The organism is Streptomyces sp. NPDC054975, assembly GCF_053609105.1.
On the sequence record NZ_JBSGWV010000029.1, the window covers coordinates 13,733 to 33,158 of the forward strand.

Sequence of the window (19,426 nt, forward strand, 5' to 3'; positions counted from 1 at the left end):
CCAGACACGCGAAGGCCGCCCGAGAGGGCGGCCTTCTCCGTTTCCCGGGGCCGTTCCTCTCCTCATCGGAAGGAACGACGCACGCCCATGGACCTCTCCCGTCTCCTCGAAGACCCCTGCCCGCCCTTCTCCCTGCTCCGCAGGCGCACCCCCGGCCGTGACCACGACACCGTCGAGGTGCTGATCGGCTCGGTCCACGAGGCCGAACGCCTCGCCGACCTGCCCGTCGGCGACCTGCCCACGCTCGCCCTGGTGCCGTTCCGGCAGATCCGTGAGCGCGGCTTCGACGTCCGCGACGACGGCACCCCGCTGTCGGTCCTCGTCGCCGAGGAGACGCACGAACTGCCGCTCGCCGCCGCGCTCGACCAGTTGCCGGACCATGCCGTACGGGTGGAGGGCGGCGGGTTCGACGTGTCGGACGAGGCGTACGCCGCGACCGTGCGGCGGGTCGTCGAGGAGGAGATCGGCGCGGGCGAGGGCGCCAACTTCGTCATCCGGCGGACGTTCACCGGCGAGATCCCGGGCTTCGGGCGCGCCGACGCGCTCGCGCTGTTCCGGCGGCTGCTCGCGGGCGAGCGGGGCGCGTACTGGACCTTCGTCGTCCACACCGGGGAGCGGACCCTGGTCGGCGCGAGCCCCGAGGTGCACGTGCGGATGGCCGGGGGAACGGTCGTCATGAACCCGATCAGCGGGACCTTCCGCTACCCGGCGGGCGCGGCGCCGACCGCCGAGGATCTGCTCGCCTTCCTCGCCGACCGCAAGGAGACCGAGGAGCTCTCCATGGTGGTCGACGAGGAGCTGAAGATGATGTGCACGGTCGGCGACATGGGCGGCGTGGTGATCGGACCACGGCTCAAGGAGATGGCGCACCTGGCGCACACCGAGTACGAGCTGCGGGGCCGCTCCTCCCTCGACGTACGGGAGGTGCTGCGGGAGACGATGTTCGCGGCGACGGTCACCGGCTCGCCGGTGCAGAACGCCTGCCGGGTCATCGAACGCCACGAGCCCACCGGCCGGGGCTACTACGCGGGGGCGCTGGCGCTGCTCGGCACGGACGAGAACGGCGCGCAGACCCTGGACTCCCCCATTCTGATCCGGACCGCGGACATCTCCCGCGACGGGGCGCTGCGGGTGCCGGTCGGCGCCACGCTCGTACGGCACTCCGACCCGGCGGGCGAGGTCGCCGAGACGCACGCGAAGGCGGCCGGGGTCCTCGCGGCCCTCGGCGTGCGGGAGGGGCGTCCGCGCGACGAGTCGCCGGTGACGCCCCGGCTCGCCGACGCTCCGCGGGTGCGGGCCGCACTGGACGCCCGGCGGGCCGACCTCGCTCCGTTCTGGCTGCGGATGCAGGTGAGGTCGGCCGAGCTGACGGGCCACGCGCTGGTGATCGACGCCGAGGACACCTTCACCGCGATGCTCGCGCACCTGCTGCGCTCCTCGGGTCTGGAGGTCTCGGTGGTCCGGTACGACGAGCCGGGGCTGCGGGAGTTCGCGCTCGCCCACGACGGCCCGGTGGTGCTCGGCCCGGGGCCCGGCGACCCGGGCGACGCGGCCGACCCCAAGATGCGCTTCCTGCGCGGCCTCACCGCCGATCTGGTACGGAACCACCGGCAGGGCCTGCTCGGGGTCTGCCTCGGCCACGAGCTGATCGCGGCCGAACTGGGCCTGGAGATCGTCCGCAAGCGCACCCCGTTCCAGGGGGCGCAGGTGCGGATCGACCTCTTCGGGCAGGAGCAGACCGTCGGCTTCTACAACAGCTTCACGGCCCGCTGCGACGAGCGCACCGCCACCGAACTGGCCCTGCACCGGATCGAGGTGAGCCGGGACGAGGAGACGGGCGAGGTCCACGCGCTGCGCGGGCCGGGCTTCGCCGGCGTCCAGTTCCACCCCGAGTCCGTGCTGACGAGGGAAGGGGCGGCGCTGACGGCCTCCCTGCTCGCGGGCGTACTGGTCTAGGAAGCGGCCGGGACCAGGACGTTCTCGCTGCGCCGGCCCTCGGTGTAGTCGAGGACGTTCTGGAGGGTCGTGTCGATGATCTGGCCGACCGCGTCGACGGTGTAGTACGCCTGGTGGGAGGTGACCACGACGTTCGGGAAGGTCACCAGGCGGGCCAGGGTGTCGTCCTCGACGACCTCCAGGGACCTGTCGAGGAAGAAGAGCCCCGCCTCCGCCTCGTACACGTCGAGCCCCACCCCGGTGAACCGGCCCGCGCGGAGTTCGGAGACCAGGGCCTCGGTGTCGACGAGGCCGCCCCGGCTGGAGTTCACCAGGATGGCGTCGTCCTTCATCGTCCGCAGGGCGGCGGCGTCGAGGAGGTGCCGGGTCGCGGGGAGCAGCGGCACGTGCAGGCTGACGAGGTCGGCCTCGGCGAGGAGCTGCTCCTTCTCGACGTACTTCATGCCGAGTTCGACGCAGGCGGGGTTCTCGGCGAGGTCCCAGCCGAGGAGGTTCATGCCGAAGCCGTGGGCGATCCGGGTGAACGCCTCGCCGATCTTCCCGGTGCCGAGGACGCCGACCGTACGGCCGTGCAGGTCCCGGCCCATCAGCCCGTCGAGCCGGAAGTCGAAGTCACGGGTCCGGTTGGACGCGCGGACGATCCGCCGGTTGACGGTCATCGCCAGGGTCCAGGCGAACTCGGCGACGGAGTACGGGGAGTAGTACGAGACCCGGGCGATGGTGAGGCCCAGCCGGGCGGCCACGTCGAGGTCGATGTTGTTGAAGCCCGTGGAGCGCTGGGCGACGAACCTGGTCCCACCGGCGGCGAGGGTCCGCAGGACACGGCTGCCGAGGTCGGCGTTGACACTGGTGGAGACGGCCTCGTAGCCGGACGCGATGCGGGCCGTGTCCTCGGTGAGGAAGACGTCCAGGCAGCGGACGTCGTGGTGTCCCGCGAAGGCCTTCTCGATCAGCGGCTTCTCGTCGGCCTGTACACCGAATGCCAGGATGTCCACGGACCCCTCCCGGGGGTTTGCCGGAATTGTCTGGTACCGGCGAATATACGGGCCCCGGGAGCGGTCCGCGTGACCGGCGGGAACGCCCGGCCGGCCCGCTCAGCCGAAGAACACCCCGACCTCCGCGTACAGCGCCGGATCGACCGTCTTCAGCCGTGCCGTGGCCTCGGCGATGGGGACGCGGACGATGTCGGTGCCGCGCAGCGCGACCATCTGCCCCCAGTCGCCGTCGCGGACCGCGTCGATGGCGTGCAGCCCGAAGCGGGTGGCGAGCCAGCGGTCGAAGGCGCTGGGCGTGCCCCCGCGCTGCACATGGCCGAGGACCGTGGTGCGGGCCTCCTTGCCGGTCCTGCGCTCGATCTCCTTGGCGAGCCACTCGCCCACGCCCGAGAGCCGGACGTGTCCGTAGGAGTCGAGGGTGCCGTCCTTGAGGACCATGTCCCCGTCCTTGGGCATCGCGCCCTCGGCGACGACCACGATCGGGGCGTACGTGGCCTGGAAGCGCGAGGTGACCCAGGCGCAGACCTGGTCGAGGTCGAAGCGCTGCTCAGGAATGAGGATCACGTTGGCGCCGCCGGCGAGGCCCGAGTGCAGGGCGATCCACCCGGCGTGACGGCCCATCACCTCCACCACCAGGACCCGCATGTGGGACTCGGCGGTGGTGTGGAGGCGGTCGATGGCCTCGGTGGCGATGCCGACGGCGGTGTCGAAGCCGAAGGTGTAGTCGGTGGCGGAGAGGTCGTTGTCGATGGTCTTCGGTACGCCCACGCAGGGCACGCCGTACTCGTCGACCAGTCGGGCGGCGACTCCGAGGGTGTCCTCGCCGCCGATCGCGATCAGGGCGTCGATCTCGTACTTGGCGAGGTTCTCCTTGATCCGGCGGATGCCGTTCTCGGCCTTGAGCGGGTTGGTGCGGGAGGAACCGAGGATGGTGCCGCCGCGCGGCAGGATGCCGCGGACGGCGGGGATGTCGAGCGGTACGGCGATGCCCTCCAGGGGGCCGCGCCATCCGTCGCGGAACCCGGTGAACTCGTAGCCGTACTCCTGGACGCCCTTGCGGACGATGGCGCGGATGACCGCGTTGAGACCGGGGCAGTCGCCGCCTCCGGTCAGTACGCCGACGCGCATGGAGCCTCTCCTTCGCCGTGGCGGACGGGGTGTCCGGCCCACGCTAGTAGTGACGTGGGTCACTTCGACACGGCACGGAGAGTGAATTGTCCGCGTCGGCCCCGGCGGGCCGGTCACGGCTCAGGCGTCGTCGAGTCCCCGCTCTATGGCGTAGCGGACGAGCTCCACCCGGTTGTGCAGCTGGAGTTTGCCGAGGGTGTTCTGCACATGGTTCTGGACCGTCCGGTGCGAGATGACCAGCCGCTCGGCGATCTGCTTGTAGCTCAGGCCCTTGGCCACGAGCCGCAGCACCTCGGTCTCGCGCTCGGTCAGCTGCGGCGCGTTGGGCTCGTCGGCGCCGGCGGACGGGAACGGCTCGGAGGCGAGCCGGCGGTACTCGCCGAGGACCAGGCCCGCGAGGCCGGGCGTGAACACGGGGTCCCCGACGGCCGTGCGGCGCACCGCGTCGATCAGCTCGGCCGTGCTGGCCGACTTCAGCAGATAGCCGGTGGCACCGGACTTGACCGCCTCCAGGACGTCGGCGTGCTCGCCGCTCGCGGAGAGCACCAGGACCCGCAGCGCGGGGTTGGCGCCGACCAGCTCCTTGCAGACCTGGACGCCCGGCTTGGCGGGCAGGTTGAGGTCCAGGACGAGAACGTCCGGGCCCGCCGCCCCGGCGCGGCGCACGGCCTGCTCGCCGTCGCCCGCCGTGGCCACCACGTCGAAACCGGCCTCGGCGAGGTCGCGGGCGACCGCGTCCCGCCACATCGGATGGTCGTCCACGACCATCACCTTGATCCGCTGCTCGGTCTGCTGCTCGCTCATCGCGTTCCCGCCTTCCCCCGTGTGTCCCTCGGGACCTTAAGTTCCACTTCCGTGCCCTGGCCCGGCACCGAGAACAGCTCGGCCGTGCCGCCCAGGTCCCGCAGTCTGCCGCGAATGGAGAGGGCGACTCCCATCCGCCCCTCGCCCTCGGCCTGCGCGAGCCGCCCGTCGGGGATGCCCGGGCCGTCGTCCCGTACGGTCACGATCACCTCGTCCGGCCAGTCCTCGACCAGGATCCACGCCTGGGCCTCCTCGCCCGCGTGCACCCGGACGTTGTCCAGGGCCGCGCCGACGGCGGAGGCCAGCTCGCGGGCGGCGGCCGGCGGCAGCAGGACCGGGGCGCCCGGGTCCGAGAGCGTGATCCGCGCCCCGGCACGCGGCGCGAGCAGCGCCCGCAGGTCGACCGGCGAGTCCTCGTCCGGTTCCTCGACGATCCGGACCACCGCCCCCTGCGACTCGTCCTCGGAGACGAACGAGGGCCGAGCCAGTCCGCCGGCGACCAGGGTGCGCAGGGCGACCTCCTGCTCCCCCGCCATCCGGCCCAGCTCGGCGGCCTCGCCGCCCAGGGCGGTGCCGCGCCGCTGCACCATGGCGAGGACCTGGAGGACGCTGTCGTGGATGTCCCGGGCGAGCCGTTCCCGCTCCCGGGTCGCGGCCTCGATCTCCAGGGCGCGGGCGAGGGTGCGCTCGGAGGCCCGGGCGACCTCGACGACGTACCCGATGGCGATCGACGCCACCCAGACCAGCAGCACGTTGTGGAGGGTGTCCCGCGTGGGGTGGCCGCGCTCGACGATGTTGGCGACGGCGACCAGTGAGGAGGCGAAGCCGGCCCAGCGCCAGCCGCCCTTGATCGCGTACGCGAGGACGGCTCCCGCGGTCCATATCGACGGCAGCGTGGGGCTGTCCACCGAGCGGGCGTGCGCGTCGGCGAGCGGGGTCAGGAGGATGCCGGTGAGGGCGATGGTGAGGTCGGCGACGAGGAAGCGCTTGGTGCAGCCGGTCGCGTTCGCCACCTTCGGCAAAGTCGCCAGCGTCCAGACGAACAGGAAGGCGAGGAAGGCGACGGCGACCCAGGGGCGCTCGTAGCGGTCCCGGCCGAAGACGAAGATCAGGACGGCGTAGATCATCGTCAGGACGCGGTACGCCGTGAGCGCGCGCCACAACGGCTGCTCCACCGACATCCGCACGACACGCTCGCGCTTGGCCATCTCCCCCACCCCCGGGCGCTCTCCCCGAAGGGGTCAGGCGCCGGACTCTTCCCGTGCCGCGATCTCGGCCTTCACGGCCTCCTTGGCGGCCTTCTCGGCATCCGCGATCTGACGCTTGGCGGCCGTCGCGTAGATGTCGACGTACTCCTGGCCGGACAGCTTCATGATCTCGTACATGACCTCGTCGGTCACCGAGCGCAGGATGAAGCGGTCCCCCTCCATGCCCTGGTAGCGGGTGAAGTCCAGCGGCTTGCCGATCCGGATGCCCGGGCGCATCAGCTTCGGGACGACCTTGCCGGGCGGCTGGATCTTCTCCGTGTCGATCATGGCGACCGGGATCACGGGCGCGCCGGTGGCCAGGGCCACGCGCGCGAGGCCGCCGGGCTTGCCCCGGTAGAGCCGGCCGTCGGGCGAGCGGGTGCCCTCGGGGTAGATGCCGAAGAGCCCGCCCTTCTCGATGACCTCGATGCCGGCCTTGATCGCCGCCTCGCCCGCGCCGCGGGCGCCGGAGCGGTCCACGGGGAGCTGGCCGACGCCCTTGAAGAAGGCGGCGGTGAGCTTGCCCTTCACACCGGGCGAGGTGAAGTACTCGGCCTTGGCGATGAAGGTGACCTTGCGGTCGAGGACGGCGGGCAGGAAGAAGGAGTCCGAGAAGGACAGGTGGTTGCTCGCGAGGATCGCCGGCCCCTCGGCGGGAATGTTCTCGAGGCCCTCCACCCACGGCCTGAAGGCGAGCTTCAGTGACCCTCCGATGGAGAACTTCATTGCGCCGTAGATCAACTCGAGTACCTTCCGTGTGCCGTCGGACAGACCTTATCCCGCCTTTTCCCGCCCACCTGCGCCGGTGCGGCCGAGGACGGGGCACGTTCGTGGATTCGGACCTGGTCGGGTGTCGGTCCGGTCGCGTACCGTGAAGGCCTTCCCCTTTTTCGCCCGCGCTTCGTCGGAAGCCCCGCCCTCCTCGAAGCCGAACCCCCGAACAGGAGACCCCGGTGCCGGTCCTTCCTGGAGCCGAGCCGTACCGCCACGAGGGCGGCAAGGCAGGCGTCCTTCTCTGTCACGGATTCACCGGTTCCCCGCAGTCGATGCGCCCCTGGGGCGAGTACCTGGCCGAGCGCGGGCTGACGGTGTCGGTTCCGCTGCTGCCCGGGCACGGCACGCGCTGGGAGGACATGGCCCTCACCACCTGGCACGACTGGTACGCGGAGGTGGACCGGGAGCTCCGCGACCTGCTGGCCCGCTGCGAGCAGGTCTTCGTCTTCGGCCTCTCCATGGGCGGGGCGCTGGCGCTGCGACTCGCGGCCAAGCACGGCGACGCGGTGCGGGGCCTGGTCCTGGTGAACCCGGGCAACAAGGTGCACGGCGTCGCGGCGCACGCGCTGCCGGTCGTCCGCCACTTCGTCCGTACGACGAACGGCATCGCGAGCGACATCGCCAAGGAGGGCGTGGTCGAGATCGGCTACGACCGGGTGCCCCTGCACGCGGCGCACTCCCTGCGTCAGTTCTTCCGGACCGTGGACGCGGAGCTGCCGCAGGTCACGCAGCCGGTGGTGCTGCTGCACAGCCCCCAGGACCACGTCGTCCCGCCGGCCGACTCGGCGCGGGTGCTCAGCCGGATCTCGTCCACGGACGTGAAGGAGATCCTGCTGGAACAGAGCTACCACGTGGCGACGTTGGACCACGACGCGGAGCGGATCTTCGAGGAGAGCTGGGCGTTCGTGGGCCGGCTCGCTCCGGACGTCGTCGGGGAGAAGGGGAGCACGAGCGGTGGCTGAGCAGCAGGACGGGGAGCGCGACCCGCAGCCCATCGACGAGGAGGCGGCCTGGGCCGCGATCGTCGCCGGGTACGGCGACGAGCCGGCGGACCCGCCGGGATCGAGGCCGTTCCGCTCGGTCGAGGACCTGGCGCTTCCGGAGCCGGTGGACGCCGAGGACGAGGGCGACGCGGATGCCGACGCCGACGCGCGCGACGAGGTCGACGACGAGGAAGAGGACGACGGGGACGGGCCCGTGAAGCCCGCGCTCGGCAGCTCGATCGTCTTCGCGCCCGGGGTCGGCGTGGGCGTCGGCGGTGGCGGCCCCCGGGACTACTCGCTGGCGGACCCGGACGCCGAGTCCGCCGAGGCCGACGGCAAGAGGACGGGCAAGGCGGAGAAGAAGGACGACGACGACGGCGAGGGCCACTTCGTCCCGCCGGAGCCGCCGCCGCTGCCGGAGGCGGACGCCGCGACGAAGTTCGCGTGGTTGGGCGTGGTGGGCGGCCCGGTGCTGCTGCTCCTCGCCGTGCTGCTCCAGTGGGACATGACGTGGTGGCTCACGACCGTGTGCGTGGGCGGCTTCCTGGGCGGCTTCGCGACGCTGGTCGCCCGGATGAAGCACGACGACGATGACGACGGCTACGACGACCCGGGCCGCGGCGCCGTGGTGTGACCGCCCGGCGCGGCCACCGGCCGGGCGGTGGGGAGACCCGCCGCCCTGGCCGGGGTCAGGACGCCGGGATGCGTACGGCTGCCAGGACCGGAAGGTGGTCCGTCGCCGCGCGCAGGTCCGCGGGGTCGAGGTCCTGGGGGACGCCGCAGCCGAGGAACTCGACGCCCTGCGTCGCCAGGATCGCGTCGATGCGCTGGTGCGGGTCGGCGGGGGTCGAGGTGTACTCGCCGCCCCAGGGGCTGACGGCCCAGCCGTCCTGGAGTTCCTTCGTCAGGCGGGTGAAACTCCTGCCGTCGGGGCGCTCGTTGAGGTCGCCGGCCACGATCGTGTGCGGGGCGTCGAGGCCGGCCACCCGGTCGAGGAGCATCCCGGCCTGGGCGTACCGCTCGTCGCCGCGCAGGCTCAGATGGCAGCTGATCAGGCCGACCCGGGCGCCGACGAACCGTACGACGGCGGTGGCGAAGCCGCGCCGGTGCAGCCCGGGGGTGAGCGGAAGCAGCACGTCCTCCGTGTGTTCCACGGTGGCCCGTAGCGAGCACATCAGGAGCGGGCCGGCGGCCGTCGCGCCGCCGCCGAGCACGACGAGTTCGCTCTTCGCGGCGAGCCGGGCCGCGTGTTTGCGCCAGCGGAAGAAGCGGGGCGCCTCCTGGACGAAGACGAGGTCGGGCGCGCAGGCCCGGATGACCCGGGCGAGGGCGTCCTCGTCGTCCCGCATCGAGCGGACGTTGTAACTGAGGACCCGGACGACGGCCGAATCGTCCGCCTCGGTGCGGGAGTTGGGCAGCGGGGTGATCGCCATGCCCTGCAACATACGACACCCGCCCGCCGCTCCCCAGGGGACGCGACGGGCGGGTGGACGTCGAGTGTGCGGGCTAGCCCTGGCGGGCCAGGTCGGCCGCGCCGACCAGACCGGCCTTGCCGCCGAGCTGGGCGGCGAGGACCTGGGCGTGCGGACGCCACTGGCCGCCGATCAGCCAGCGGCGGAAGGACTTCCGGATGGGGTCGAGGACCAGCTCGCCCTCGTCCGAGACCCCACCGCCGACGATGAACGCCGACGGGTCGAAGAGCGACGCCAGGTCGGCGAGACCGGCTCCCGCCCAACGGGCCAGCTCGCGGAAGGAGTCCACGGCCACCGGGTCGCCGGCGCGGGCGGCCTCGCTGATGTGCTTGCCCTCGATGCCCCCGGGCGTGCCGTCGCCGAGGCCGAGGAGGATCTCGGCGCGCTCGGGCGTGGCGTTGGCGCGCTGCTTGGCGTACCGGACGAGGGCGCGTCCGGAGGCGTACTGCTCCCAGCAGCCCTGGCTGCCGCAGCCGCAGAGCAGGCCGTCCGGGACGACCCGGATGTGGCCGAACTCGGCCGCGACGCCGAAGCGGCCGCGGCGCAGCTTGTTGCCGATGATGATGCCGCCGCCGAGGCCGGTGCCGAGGGTGATGCAGATGACGTCCTCGTGGCCCTTGCCCGCGCCGAACTTGTACTCGCCCCAGGCCGCCGCGTTCGCGTCGTTCTCGACGACGACCGGCAGGCCGACCCGCTGCTCGACCTTGTCCTTCAGCGGCTCGTGCCGCCAGTCGATGTTCGGCGCGAAGAGGACGGTGGCGCGCTTGTCGTCGACGTAGCCCGCGGCACCGATGCCGACAGCCTCGATCTGATGGCCCTTGCCGGCCTCGGAGACAGCGGCGCAGATCGCGTCGACGATGCCTTCGGGGGTCGGCGGGGTGGGCACCTTGTGCGTGTCGAGGATGTTGCCCTCCTCGTCGACCACGCCGGCCGCGATCTTCGTGCCGCCGATGTCGACGCCGATGGTGAGTCCCATGTGTCCCTCAGTTTTCGGTCGAGCCCCGCTAGGGCCAACCGTACCCGAGGGGGCCGACCGTACTGATCAGTCCAGGTCGATGGGGTGCCCGGGTCCGGGCCCCTCGTCCTCGGGCTTGGCGTCCTGCGCGGGGTCCTGCGAAGGCTTCTGCGAGGTGCGGTCACGGCGCGGGTCGTTCGGCTCGTCGCGTGTCCAGCGGGTCTCGTGGCTCTCGACCGCCGAGCGGTACGCGGCGAGCAGCTCGTTCCCGGCGGCCGCGAGATGGTCGAAGACCTGCGGGTTCCGCTCGATGATCGGCTCGACGGCGGCCTTCGCCTGGTTGACGAACTGGTGCACGGCGCCCTCGGCTGCCATGCCCTTCAGCGGGCCGCGCAGGGTGGAGACCTTGTCGGCGACGGCGTCGAAGAGCTTGCGGAACTCCTCGGCCGCCGAACCGGGCTCCGCGCCCGCGGCGGCGCGGCGGCGGGCCTTCTCGGCCTCCAGGTCCTCGGCGCAGGCCTTGGCCCAGGCGTCCGAATCGCTCATGGCGTACTCCTTACGGCTTATACCGTCGACGGTACACGTCCTCAGGGGGCCTTCGGCCAGAGTCCCGCGTCCGGGGCGAACCTGACCCGCAGGTCGCCGTCGACGAGCCCCGCCCCGGCGACCGTGCAGCGGCGCAGGGCCGAGGGGAGGGGGACGCCCCGACGGAACGGTCCGACGGCGAGGAGGAGTTCGTCACCGCGCCGGACGAGGGAGAGCTCGTCCTTGACGGCGCCGGGCAGGGGGATGTGCCAGACGAGGATGCCGTCCTCGGCGCGGCGGTCCTCGACCGTCCACGCGGGGGCGGCCGCGGGCTTGGCGTCGACGGCGAGCAGGGCGAGGTCCTCGGCGCCGCGCGGGTCCCGGCCGAGGTGCGGAAGGGCGTGGACGGCTCCGTCGTGTCCGGAACGGAGCCGCTCCAGGTGCGCGTGCTGCTGGGCGGTGAGCGCGGCGAACCAGGGGTCCGCGGAGTCGGCGGGGAGCACCTTGTTGGCGACGACGGTGTCGAGGGCGAGGCCGTGGAGCGCCAGGCCGAGGCGGGCGGTGCGCAGGGTGTCGGTCGCGGCGGGTCCGGGCTCGACGACGAGGCGGACCGTGGTGGTGGGGGCGTCGACGACGGCCTGGACGGCGGCGAGCTCGGCCTCCCAGCGGGCGGTCGTCTCGTACAGCCACTGCGCGGGCATGGGGACGCCGGCGAGCTGGGCGAGCATGGGGCGCAGGGCGCGGGCGGCCTGCCGTTCGGGGGGCAGCAGGCGGCGGAGGTAGCGGCGCAGCTGCTCGGGCAGGGCGAGGAGGGCGAGGGCGTCGAGCAGCGGGGGCAGGTCGACCACGACGAGGTCGCGGTCCGGCTGCGCGGCGGCGTCGCGCAGGGCACGGAGCAGGGCGAAGGGAGTGCTGCCGGGGAGCTCGGTGAGTTCGGCGTCCTCGAAGGGGGTGGCGCCGAGGAGGTCGAAGGCGGTGGCGGAGCGTTCCTGCAGGGCGAGGAACTCGCGCCTGAAGTCGGCGCCGGGGGTGGGACGCAGAACGTCCACCCCGAGCCCCTCGTCGGCGTCGCCGGACACGAGCAGGACGCGACGGCCGGCGTGCGCCTCGGCGAGCGCGGCAGCGGCGGCGACGGTGGTCCGACCGGCTCCCCCGGCCCCGGTGACAAGCATGATCCCCATGGCGGGGAACGTTACCTCCAGGGGCCGCGGGCCCCGACCGCCGTGGTCGCCCACCGCGGGCCGGCCGCTACTCGCCCGATTCCACGCGCTTCTTCAGGCCCGCCAGCGCGCGGTCGATGATGACCTTCTCCGCCTTGCGCTTGATCATGCCGAGCATCGGGATCTTGACGTCCACCGTGAGCTGGTACGTCACCTCGGTGCGCGTGCCGCCGCCCGCCGGGGCCAGCCGGTAGGAGCCGTCGAGGGCGCGGAGCATCTGGGACTTGACCAGCGTCCAGGAGACCTCGTTGTCGCCGGTCCAGGTGTACGCCAGCGTGTGGTCGTCCTTGATCGCGCCCGCGTCGAGCAGCAGCCGGACCTTCTCCGCGCGGCCGGCCGCGTCCTTCTCCAGGACCTCGGCCTCCTTCACCTCGCCCGTCCACTCGGGGTAGCGCGCGAAGTCGGCGATGACGCTCATGACGTCGGCCGGCGCCGCCTCGATGGTGATGCTCGAGCTGGTGTGTTCGGCCATCGCGGTGGCTCCTCCACTGTGCGGTCACTGTGCGGTCCGGCGGATGTTCTCGGGGCACGAACGTGCCGACCGAAGGCTATCGCGCCGTCACCGCGGGCCTGTCACCACTCCAGCGTCCACGGCCGCCCCGTCGACGCGAAGTGGCCCACGTTCACGCACTCCGTGCCCGCGACCCGCATCCGCCGGGCCAGCGGCTGGTGGACGTGGCCGAAGAGCGCGTACCGGGGCCGAGTGCGCCGGATGGCGTCGAGCAGCGCCCGGCTGCCGCGCTCGAAGCGCCGTGCGACCGTGTCGTACGTCAGGTCCGGGACGTCCGGCGGGATGTGGCTGCACAGCACGTCGACCTCGCCGAGCGCCTCGACCTTCGCGGCGTACTCCTCGTCGGAGATCTCGTACGGAGTGCGCATCTGTGTGCGCAGTCCGCCGCCCACGAAGCCGAAGACGAGGCCGCCTATCTCGATCCGCTCGCCGTCCAGGACCGTGGTTCCCGGGTTGGCGTACTCGCTCCACAGGCCCGGGATGTCGACGTTCCCGTAGGTCGCGTACGTGGGGGTGGGGAAGGCCGCGAAGAGCTCTTCGTACTGGCGGCGCACGGCGCCCTCGATGGCGGCGTCGCGGTCGACGGCGAGCTCGGCCCAGAGGCGCCGCCCCAGGTCACGGGCCTCGTCGAAGCGGCGGGCGGTGCGCAGTTCGACGATTCTGTCCGCGTTCTCGACGCCGAAGAGGTCGGGGAAGATGCCCCGACTGTGGTCGGCGTAGTCGAGGAAGAGCACCAGGTCGCCCAGGCAGACGAGGGCGTCCGCCCCCTGACCCGCCTTCGCGAGGGCCCCGCTGTTCCCGTGCACGTCGCTGACCACGTTGATCCTCATGCCGTCAGCGTAGGGCGTCGGACCTGCGGTTACTTGGGAGTCGTGAAAGCTGTGGACTACTGTGCGCGGAGCACCGCCACAGCTGTGTGACGCACGGAACATCTGACCAGGACCCCCTATCGGGAACCCAGTACTGATGGGTAACGTCCGGGCAGTCCACTTGTGCTCACCCCACTGAGCACCTGCCCGATCTTGGACCGCACCGGTGCATCACACAGAGCCGTGGCGCCGGCGCCCGATGAGGAGCAGCAGTCTTGCGCGAGTTCAGCCTTCCGGCCCTGTACGAGGTCCCCTCGGACGGCAATCTGACGGATCTCATCCGCCGCAACGCCACTCAGCACCCAGATGTCGCCGTGATGGGACGGAAGGTCGCCGGAGTCTGGACCGACGTCACCGCCGCGCAGTTCCTCGCCGAGGTGCGCGGGGCGGCGAAGGGGCTGATCGCGGCGGGCGTGGAGCCGGGCGACCGGGTGGCCCTGCTGTCCAGGACGCGGTACGAGTGGGTGCTCCTCGACTTCGCGATCTGGAGCGCCGGCGCGGTGACCGTGCCGGTGTACGAGACCAGCTCGCCGGAGCAGATCCAGTGGATCCTCGGTGACTCGGGCGCCTCGCTGGCCCTGGTCGAGTCCGCGGCCCACGCGGAGTCGGTGGAGTCGGTACGGGCCGAACTCCCGGCCCTGAAGGGTGTCTGGCAGATCGAGGCGGACGCCGTCGCCCAGCTCACCGCCACCGGAGCGGACGTCTCCGACGAGCTGCTCGACGAGCGGATGTCGGCCGCGCACGCCGACGACCCGGCGACGATCGTCTACACCTCGGGCACCACCGGCCGCCCCAAGGGCTGTGTGCTGACGCACCGCGCGTTCTTCGCCGAGTGCGGCAACGCGGTGGAGCGCCTGAAGCCCCTCTTCCGTACCGGCGAGTGCTCGGTGCTGCTCTTCCTGCCCGCCGCCCACGTCTTCGGGCGTCTGGTCGAGATCGCCGCGGTGATGGCGCCGATCAAGCTGGGCTGCGTACCGGACATCAAGAACCTCACGGACGAGCTCGCCTCGTTCCGGCCGACCCTGATCCTCGGTGTGCCGCGCGTCTTCGAGAAGGTCTACAACTCGGCGCGGGCCAAGGCCCAGGCGGACGGCAAGGGCAAGATCTTCGACAAGGCCGCGCACACGGCGATCGCGTACAGCCGGGCGATCGACTCGCCGCAGGGCCCCTCGCTGGGCCTGCGGCTCAAGCACATGGTCTTCGACAAGCTCGTCTACTCCAAGCTGCGGGCGGTGCTCGGCGGACGCGGCGAGTACGCGATCTCGGGCGGCGCGCCGCTGGGTGAGCGGCTCGGCCACTTCTTCCGCGGGGTCGGCTTCACGGTCCTGGAGGGTTACGGCCTGACGGAGTCGTGCGCGGCGACCGCGTTCAACCCGTGGGACCGGCAGAAGATCGGCACGGTCGGGCAGCCGCTGCCGGGCTCGGTGGTGCGGATCGCCGACGACGGCGAGGTGCTGCTGCACGGCGAGCACATCTTCTCCGGCTACTGGAAGAACGAGACGGCTACGGCCGAGGCGCTGGCGGACGGCTGGTTCCACACCGGCGACATCGGCACCCTCGACGAGGACGGCTACCTCGCGATCACCGGCCGGAAGAAGGAGATCCTGGTGACGGCGGGCGGCAAGAACGTCGCCCCGGCGGTCATCGAGGACCGGATCCGGGCGCACGCGCTGGTCGCGGAGTGCATGGTCGTCGGCGACGGCCGGCCGTTCGTGGGCGCGCTGGTCACCCTGGACGAGGAGTTCCTGGGCCGCTGGGCCTCCGAGCACGGCAAGCCGGCGGGCTCCACGGCGGCCTCGCTGCGCGACGACGCGGAGCTGCTCGCGGAGGTCCAGCGGGCGGTGGACGACGGCAACGCGGCGGTGTCGAAGGCCGAGTCGGTCCGGAAGTTCCGCGTCCTGTCGGCGCAGTTCACCGAGGAGGCGGGCCACATCACGCCGTCGCTGAAGCTGAAGCGGAACGTGGTGGCGAAGGACTTCGCGGACGAGATCGAGGCGATCTACCGCGCGTGACGCGGAACCGGGCGACATGAGGAGGGCCCCTCGGTGCACACGCACCGAGGGGCCCTCCTGGCGTCTACAGCAGTTCCTTCAGACGCTCCGCCAGAAGGTCCCAGCGCCAGCGCTCCTCGACCCACTCGCGACCCCGGTCGCCCATGCGCCGGCGCAGGTCCGGGTCCAGCAGGAGGGTCGCGATGCGGTCCGCCGACTCCTCCGGGGCGTCGCCCCGCACCACCCAGCCGGTCTCGCCGTCCAGGACCGCGTCCGGCGCGCCGCCGGAGTCGCCCGCGACGACCGGGAGGCCGGTGGCCGAGGCCTCCAGGTAGACGATGCCGAGGCCCTCGACGTCCAGGCCGCCCCGACGCGTGCGGCAGGGCATCGCGAAGACGTCACCGGCGCCGTAGTGGGCCGGCAGCTCCTCCCACGGCACCGCTCCCGTGAAACGTACGGAATCGGCCACGCCGGTCGTCGCGGCGAGGCCGCGCAGCTCCTTCTCGTACGGGCCGCCCCCGACGATCAGCAGCACCGTGTCCGGCACCCGGCGCAGGATCTCCGGCAGGGCCCTGATCAGCGTGTCCTGGCCCTTGCGCGGGACGAGCCGCGAGACGCACACGACCACGGGGCGGTCGCTGAGCCCGAGCCGTTCCCGTACCGCGTCGCCGCCCGAGCCCGGGTGGAACGTCTTCTCGTCCACGCCCGGCGGGAGCTGGACCATCCGCCCGGCGGCGGCCGGGGTCAGCGCCCCGGCGATCCGCGAGCGCGTGTACTCGCCGAGGTACGTGAGCGTGTCCGTGCCCTCGCCGATCCGGCGCAGGAGCTGCCGTGCGGCGGGCAGCTGCGCCCACCCCGCCTCGTGTCCGTGCGTCGTGGCGACGAGGCGGCGCGCGCCCGCCCGGCGCAGCGCGGGGCCCATCAGGCCGAGGGGGGCCGCCGCCCCGAACCAGACCGACTCGCAGCCGTGCTCGCGCAGCAGCGCGGTGGCCCGGGCGGTGACCCGGGGTGTGGGCAGCAGCATGGTGGTGCGGTCCCGCACCACCGTGAAAGGCTGCTCCGCGTCGAACGCGGCGGTCGCCTCGCTACCCTCGCGGCTCCGCTTCCACGTGGAGGCGTAGACCACGACCCGCTCGGGATCGAGGCGCAGCGCCATGTTGTGCAGGAAGGCCTGGATTCCACCGGGTCGGGGCGGGAAGTCGTTGGTTACGATCAGGGTCTTGTGCATCGTCGCCGAATGTACGTGACGGCACCCCCCGCCCGGCAACACCACCCCTGCGCCCGCGCGGACCGAACCGACCGACCGACGGATGGGACGAGGTAGGAATGACGGGCGTACCGGGTACGGCTGCCGAGCGCGCGAGAAGGAACCCCGATCTGGTCTGGGCGCTCACCCGGATCGTTCTGCTCCTGTGCGTCTTCAAGGTCGTGACGGTCCCCGGGCCCGACGTCACCAGTGACGTCGAGCAGATCTACCAGGGCTGGTACGAGGTCCTGAGGAGCGGCACGTACCCGCTGCACGACGTGACCTGGCAGTACCCGCCGCTCGCCGCCGTCGCGATCCTCTCCCCCGCGCTGCTGCCGTTCCTCTCGTACGCCGCCGGCTTCTTCGTCCTCGCCTTCCTGTGCGACGCGCTCGGCTACGGGCTGCTGCGGTACACGGGCCGCAGGCGCGGCCGCAGCCCGCGCGGGGCGTGGATCTGGATCGCGGGTGTGCCGCTGCTCGGCCCGACCGCGTACGCCCGGTACGACCTGATGGTCACCGCCGTCGCGGTGGCCGCGCTGCTGGCCGGGGTGGGGCGGCCGCGCCTGCTCGGCGCGCTGGCGGGCTTCGGGGCGATGCTGAAGGTCTGGCCCGCGCTGCTGCTCGCGGGCACGCCGCGCGGCCGTGCGACGTTCCGCTCGTGGCCCACGGCGGCGGGCGCGGCGGCGGGGCTGCTCCTGCTGTGCGTGCTCGCGGCGCCCGGGGCGCTGGCGTTCCTGAACTTCCAGCGCGACCGGGGCACGGAGGTCGAGTCGCTGGGTGCCCTGGTCTTCCACGTCGCCCGGCACCTCGGCTGGGACGGCGAGGTGCGGATGAACTACGGCTCGATCGAGTTCCTCGGGCCGTACGTCTCCACCGTCTCCACCGCGGCCATGGCCCTGACCGCCGCCGCGTTCGGCTGGCTGCTGGTGTGGCGGATCCGGGCCCGGTCGTTCGCGACGTCGACGCCGGCGGACGCGGCGTTCGTGGCGGTGCTGCTGTTCACCACGACGAGCCGGGTGATAAGCCCGCAGTACATGATCTGGCTGGTGGGCCTGGCGGCCGTGTGCATGGCGTACCGGGCGAGCCGGATGCGCCGGCCCGCGCACCTGGTGCTGTGGGCGACGGCGGTGACGCAGCTGGAGTTCCCGGTCTGGTTCTCGCACGTGACCGACAGCGATCCGCTGGGCATCGCGCTGCTGCTCGTGCGGAACGGTCTGCTGGTCGCCGCGTCGGTCTCGGCCTGCCGCATCCTGTGGCGTCAGACGGTCACCGAGCCGCGCCTGGGGCCCGCGACGATCCCGGCCCAGTCGACCCGGGAGCCCGCGACGAGGCTGCCGGTCGCCTAAGAGGCCCTAGGGAGTGTCCGGAAAGTATGGTCGTCCGCCCGCAGGGCGGGGCTGGCGGCGTCCGGTGCGTGCGATCGCAAGGCGGAGGAGGGAGTCGACGCGGAGCGTCGGCGACTGACGACAACGCGGCGAGCGCGCGTGCCGGGCACCGCCAGCCAGGCCAGACTTTCCGGACACGACCTAGCCCAGACGCTGCCGCAGGTGGTCCCGCCAGGCGGCGGTGAAGGCCGCCGGGGTGGTCCCGAGGACCTCGGCCAGGGCCTTCTCCACCGCGCCCTCGCGCTGCGGGTGGGCGCCCACCGCGCGGTAGAAGGCCCTGAGCTGCCCCTCGCCCCAGCGTTCCGCGATCAGCGCGCACGCCAGCCAGCCGCCCTCGTACGCGCGGGCCAGGGCGTCCGCGTCGGCGGCGAAGGCGAAGGCCTTGTCGTCGGGGAGGGCCGACGGGAGGTCGCCCGCGCGGACCGCCCGGCGCAGTTCGGGGGCCGCCTGGGCGGCCGTGCGGCCCGTGTCGCGGTACGCCACCCAGTCGGCGAGGCCCTCGGACAGCCACACCGGGGTGGACGCGGAGGTGGCGGTGCGGGTGGCCACGTGCGTGGTCTCGTGGGTGAGGACGACCTGCTGCCCGAACGCGCCGAGCACGCCGTACGCCTCGGGGTTGACGATCACCCGGTCCGCGGGCGCGTCCGGGCCGCCGCCGACCTCGCCGGTCGTGACGGCCGCTATCCCCCGGTACGAGGACGCCGGAGACCCGAGGAGTCCGCCCATGGCGTCCAGCGTGGCCGGGACGAGGACCACCACGCGGCCCGCCCAGTCCTCGGGCCAGGCCGCGGAGACCGCGGGCACCGCCCGGTCCGCCTGTGCGGCGATCGCCTTCAGGCGCTCCTCCGACTGCCCGACGCCGAGGACGAGGCTGCGCGCTCCCCGTACGGCGTCCACCTCGCCCTGCTGCCACAGCTGCTGGGTGGCGCCCTCGGCGGGCCGGTCGGCGGTCACGTACCAGCGGCCGTCCCGCTCGGTCAGGTCCAGGACGCGTTCGGTGGTGACGGCGCCGGAGTCGTACCCGGCGATCCGGTAGCTCAGCTCGGCGCGGACCCGCGCCCGGTCCTGTCCCGCCCGGTCGACGTCCTTCAGGCGGTAGCCCCAGGAGGCGAGCGGCACCTCGGCGAGCCGGTCGAACTCCTCGATCGCGGTGGGTGCGAGCGCGGGGTCGAGCGCCACCGCGAAGGCCGTCTCGTCCCGGTCGAGCAGCGCCCGCGCGTGCTGGTCGAGGAGCGTGCGGATCTCCTGGGGTGCGGGGTCGGCCGGCTCCGGGGCGGCGCATCCGGCGAGGGCGAGCAACGTCGTCAGCAGACAGGCCGCCGCCCGTCGCCCCGCTCCACGCCCCTGACCTGCCACGCCCCCGAT

General features: G+C 72.7%; 18 protein-coding genes. 5 read left to right on the plus strand and 13 right to left on the minus strand.

Annotated elements, in window-relative coordinates; genetic code table 11:
* Nucleotides 1–87: 87 nt before the first annotated feature.
* Entirely contained in the window at nt 88–1,956 is a 1,869-nt protein-coding gene (locus ACWF79_RS23450; protein ID WP_453730090.1) for an anthranilate synthase family protein, read from the plus strand.
* Here the strand turns inward: ACWF79_RS23450 and ACWF79_RS23455 are convergent.
* The 5 genes from ACWF79_RS23455 to ACWF79_RS23475 all read right to left on the minus strand — a co-directional run bounded on the left by ACWF79_RS23455 (nt 1,953) and on the right by ACWF79_RS23475 (nt 6,856).
* Nucleotides 1,953–2,951 carry a 2-hydroxyacid dehydrogenase gene (locus ACWF79_RS23455; RefSeq protein ID WP_453730091.1) on the minus strand — a complete coding sequence of 333 codons (999 nt, stop codon included), beginning with the start codon at nt 2,949–2,951 and terminating at the stop codon, nt 1,953–1,955. The genes ACWF79_RS23450 and ACWF79_RS23455 overlap by 4 nt on opposite strands.
* Nucleotides 2,952–3,050: 99 nt before the next feature.
* Nucleotides 3,051–4,079, minus strand: a complete 1,029-nt coding sequence (locus tag ACWF79_RS23460) for a 6-phosphofructokinase (RefSeq protein ID WP_453730092.1) — start codon at nt 4,077–4,079, stop codon at nt 3,051–3,053.
* Between the two features lie 120 nt (nt 4,080–4,199).
* Nucleotides 4,200–4,883: a response regulator gene (locus ACWF79_RS23465; RefSeq protein WP_453730093.1), complete on the minus strand. Its 684-nt coding sequence runs from the start codon at nt 4,881–4,883 to the stop codon at nt 4,200–4,202.
* The gene (gene macS, locus ACWF79_RS23470; RefSeq protein ID WP_453730094.1) at nt 4,880–6,091 is read right to left on the minus strand and encodes a MacS family sensor histidine kinase; all 1,212 of its coding nucleotides are present in this window, start codon (nt 6,089–6,091) and stop codon (nt 4,880–4,882) included. The genes ACWF79_RS23465 and macS overlap by 4 nt, the downstream gene beginning before the upstream one ends.
* A gap of 33 nt (nt 6,092–6,124) precedes the next feature.
* Entirely contained in the window at nt 6,125–6,856 is a 732-nt protein-coding gene (locus tag ACWF79_RS23475; RefSeq protein WP_024755589.1) for a lysophospholipid acyltransferase family protein, read from the minus strand.
* 227 nt (nt 6,857–7,083) lie between these two features.
* On the opposite strand from ACWF79_RS23475, the gene ACWF79_RS23480 reads away from it, so the two are divergent.
* Both ACWF79_RS23480 and ACWF79_RS23485 read left to right on the plus strand, forming a co-directional pair.
* A complete protein-coding gene (locus ACWF79_RS23480; protein ID WP_453730095.1) occupies nt 7,084–7,866 on the plus strand; it encodes an alpha/beta hydrolase in 783 nt (260 codons plus the stop codon).
* Complete coding sequence (locus ACWF79_RS23485) at nt 7,859–8,521, plus strand: hypothetical protein (protein WP_453730096.1); 663 nt, start codon at nt 7,859–7,861, stop codon at nt 8,519–8,521. Before ACWF79_RS23480 ends, ACWF79_RS23485 begins: the two co-directional genes overlap by 8 nt.
* 55 nt (nt 8,522–8,576) lie before the next feature.
* Here the strand turns inward: ACWF79_RS23485 and ACWF79_RS23490 are convergent, their stop codons facing one another.
* The 6 genes from ACWF79_RS23490 to ACWF79_RS23515 all read right to left on the minus strand — a co-directional run bounded on the left by ACWF79_RS23490 (nt 8,577) and on the right by ACWF79_RS23515 (nt 13,400).
* Nucleotides 8,577–9,320 carry an endonuclease/exonuclease/phosphatase family protein gene (locus tag ACWF79_RS23490; RefSeq protein WP_453730097.1) on the minus strand — a complete coding sequence of 248 codons (744 nt, stop codon included), beginning with the start codon at nt 9,318–9,320 and terminating at the stop codon, nt 8,577–8,579.
* A gap of 73 nt (nt 9,321–9,393) precedes the next feature.
* Nucleotides 9,394–10,335 (minus strand): ROK family glucokinase, encoded by a 942-nt coding sequence (locus ACWF79_RS23495; RefSeq protein WP_453730098.1) that lies wholly within the window; start codon nt 10,333–10,335, stop codon nt 9,394–9,396.
* 66 nt (nt 10,336–10,401) lie between these two features.
* The gene (locus ACWF79_RS23500; protein WP_453730099.1) at nt 10,402–10,860 is read right to left on the minus strand and encodes a DUF5304 domain-containing protein; all 459 of its coding nucleotides are present in this window, start codon (nt 10,858–10,860) and stop codon (nt 10,402–10,404) included.
* Between the two features lie 41 nt (nt 10,861–10,901).
* Nucleotides 10,902–12,020: an ArsA-related P-loop ATPase gene (locus tag ACWF79_RS23505; RefSeq protein WP_453730100.1), complete on the minus strand. Its 1,119-nt coding sequence runs from the start codon at nt 12,018–12,020 to the stop codon at nt 10,902–10,904.
* Between the two features lie 67 nt (nt 12,021–12,087).
* Complete coding sequence (locus ACWF79_RS23510; RefSeq protein WP_453730101.1) at nt 12,088–12,531, minus strand: SRPBCC family protein; 444 nt, start codon at nt 12,529–12,531, stop codon at nt 12,088–12,090.
* Nucleotides 12,532–12,632: 101 nt separating this feature from the next.
* Nucleotides 12,633–13,400, minus strand: coding sequence for a metallophosphoesterase family protein (locus tag ACWF79_RS23515; RefSeq protein ID WP_453730102.1), 768 nt, complete (start codon nt 13,398–13,400; stop codon nt 12,633–12,635).
* Nucleotides 13,401–13,654: 254 nt separating this feature from the next.
* Between ACWF79_RS23515 and ACWF79_RS23520 the strand changes: the two genes are divergently transcribed.
* On the plus strand, nt 13,655–15,451 hold the full coding sequence (locus ACWF79_RS23520; RefSeq protein ID WP_453730103.1) for an AMP-dependent synthetase/ligase: 1,797 nt from the start codon (nt 13,655–13,657) through the stop codon (nt 15,449–15,451).
* Nucleotides 15,452–15,515: 64 nt separating this feature from the next.
* Here ACWF79_RS23520 and ACWF79_RS23525 read toward each other — a convergent pair whose 3' ends face one another.
* Nucleotides 15,516–16,658 carry a glycosyltransferase family 4 protein gene (locus tag ACWF79_RS23525; protein ID WP_453730104.1) on the minus strand — a complete coding sequence of 381 codons (1,143 nt, stop codon included), beginning with the start codon at nt 16,656–16,658 and terminating at the stop codon, nt 15,516–15,518.
* A 98-nt stretch (nt 16,659–16,756) separates the two neighbouring features.
* On the opposite strand from ACWF79_RS23525, the gene ACWF79_RS23530 reads away from it, so the two are divergent.
* Nucleotides 16,757–18,022: a glycosyltransferase 87 family protein gene (locus tag ACWF79_RS23530; RefSeq protein ID WP_453730105.1), complete on the plus strand. Its 1,266-nt coding sequence runs from the start codon at nt 16,757–16,759 to the stop codon at nt 18,020–18,022.
* A gap of 180 nt (nt 18,023–18,202) precedes the next feature.
* On the opposite strand, the gene ACWF79_RS23535 is transcribed toward ACWF79_RS23530, so the two are convergent.
* A complete protein-coding gene (locus ACWF79_RS23535; RefSeq protein ID WP_453730106.1) occupies nt 18,203–19,417 on the minus strand; it encodes a hypothetical protein in 1,215 nt (404 codons plus the stop codon).
* Nucleotides 19,418–19,426 lie beyond the last annotated feature (9 nt).

Excerpts from the sequence above, each read along its gene's own strand:
- ACWF79_RS23510 (WP_453730101.1), bottom strand. The coding sequence starts at position 12,531 with ATGGCCGAACACACCAGCTCGAGCATCACCATCGAGGCGGCGCCGGCC.
- ACWF79_RS23460 (WP_453730092.1), bottom strand. The coding sequence starts at position 4,079 with ATGCGCGTCGGCGTACTGACCGGAGGCGGCGACTGCCCCGGTCTCAAC.
- ACWF79_RS23450 (WP_453730090.1), top strand. The coding sequence starts at position 88 with ATGGACCTCTCCCGTCTCCTCGAAGACCCCTGCCCGCCCTTCTCCCTG.
- macS (WP_453730094.1), bottom strand. The coding sequence starts at position 6,091 with ATGGCCAAGCGCGAGCGTGTCGTGCGGATGTCGGTGGAGCAGCCGTTG.
- ACWF79_RS23525 (WP_453730104.1), bottom strand. The coding sequence starts at position 16,658 with ATGCACAAGACCCTGATCGTAACCAACGACTTCCCGCCCCGACCCGGT.
- ACWF79_RS23465 (WP_453730093.1), bottom strand. The coding sequence starts at position 4,883 with ATGAGCGAGCAGCAGACCGAGCAGCGGATCAAGGTGATGGTCGTGGAC.
- ACWF79_RS23490 (WP_453730097.1), bottom strand. The coding sequence starts at position 9,320 with ATGGCGATCACCCCGCTGCCCAACTCCCGCACCGAGGCGGACGATTCG.
- ACWF79_RS23500 (WP_453730099.1), bottom strand. The coding sequence starts at position 10,860 with ATGAGCGATTCGGACGCCTGGGCCAAGGCCTGCGCCGAGGACCTGGAG.
- ACWF79_RS23475 (WP_024755589.1), bottom strand. The coding sequence starts at position 6,856 with ATGAAGTTCTCCATCGGAGGGTCACTGAAGCTCGCCTTCAGGCCGTGG.
- ACWF79_RS23530 (WP_453730105.1), top strand. The coding sequence starts at position 16,757 with ATGACGGGCGTACCGGGTACGGCTGCCGAGCGCGCGAGAAGGAACCCC.
- ACWF79_RS23505 (WP_453730100.1), bottom strand. The coding sequence starts at position 12,020 with ATGGGGATCATGCTTGTCACCGGGGCCGGGGGAGCCGGTCGGACCACC.
- ACWF79_RS23515 (WP_453730102.1), bottom strand. The coding sequence starts at position 13,400 with ATGAGGATCAACGTGGTCAGCGACGTGCACGGGAACAGCGGGGCCCTC.
- ACWF79_RS23495 (WP_453730098.1), bottom strand. The coding sequence starts at position 10,335 with ATGGGACTCACCATCGGCGTCGACATCGGCGGCACGAAGATCGCGGCC.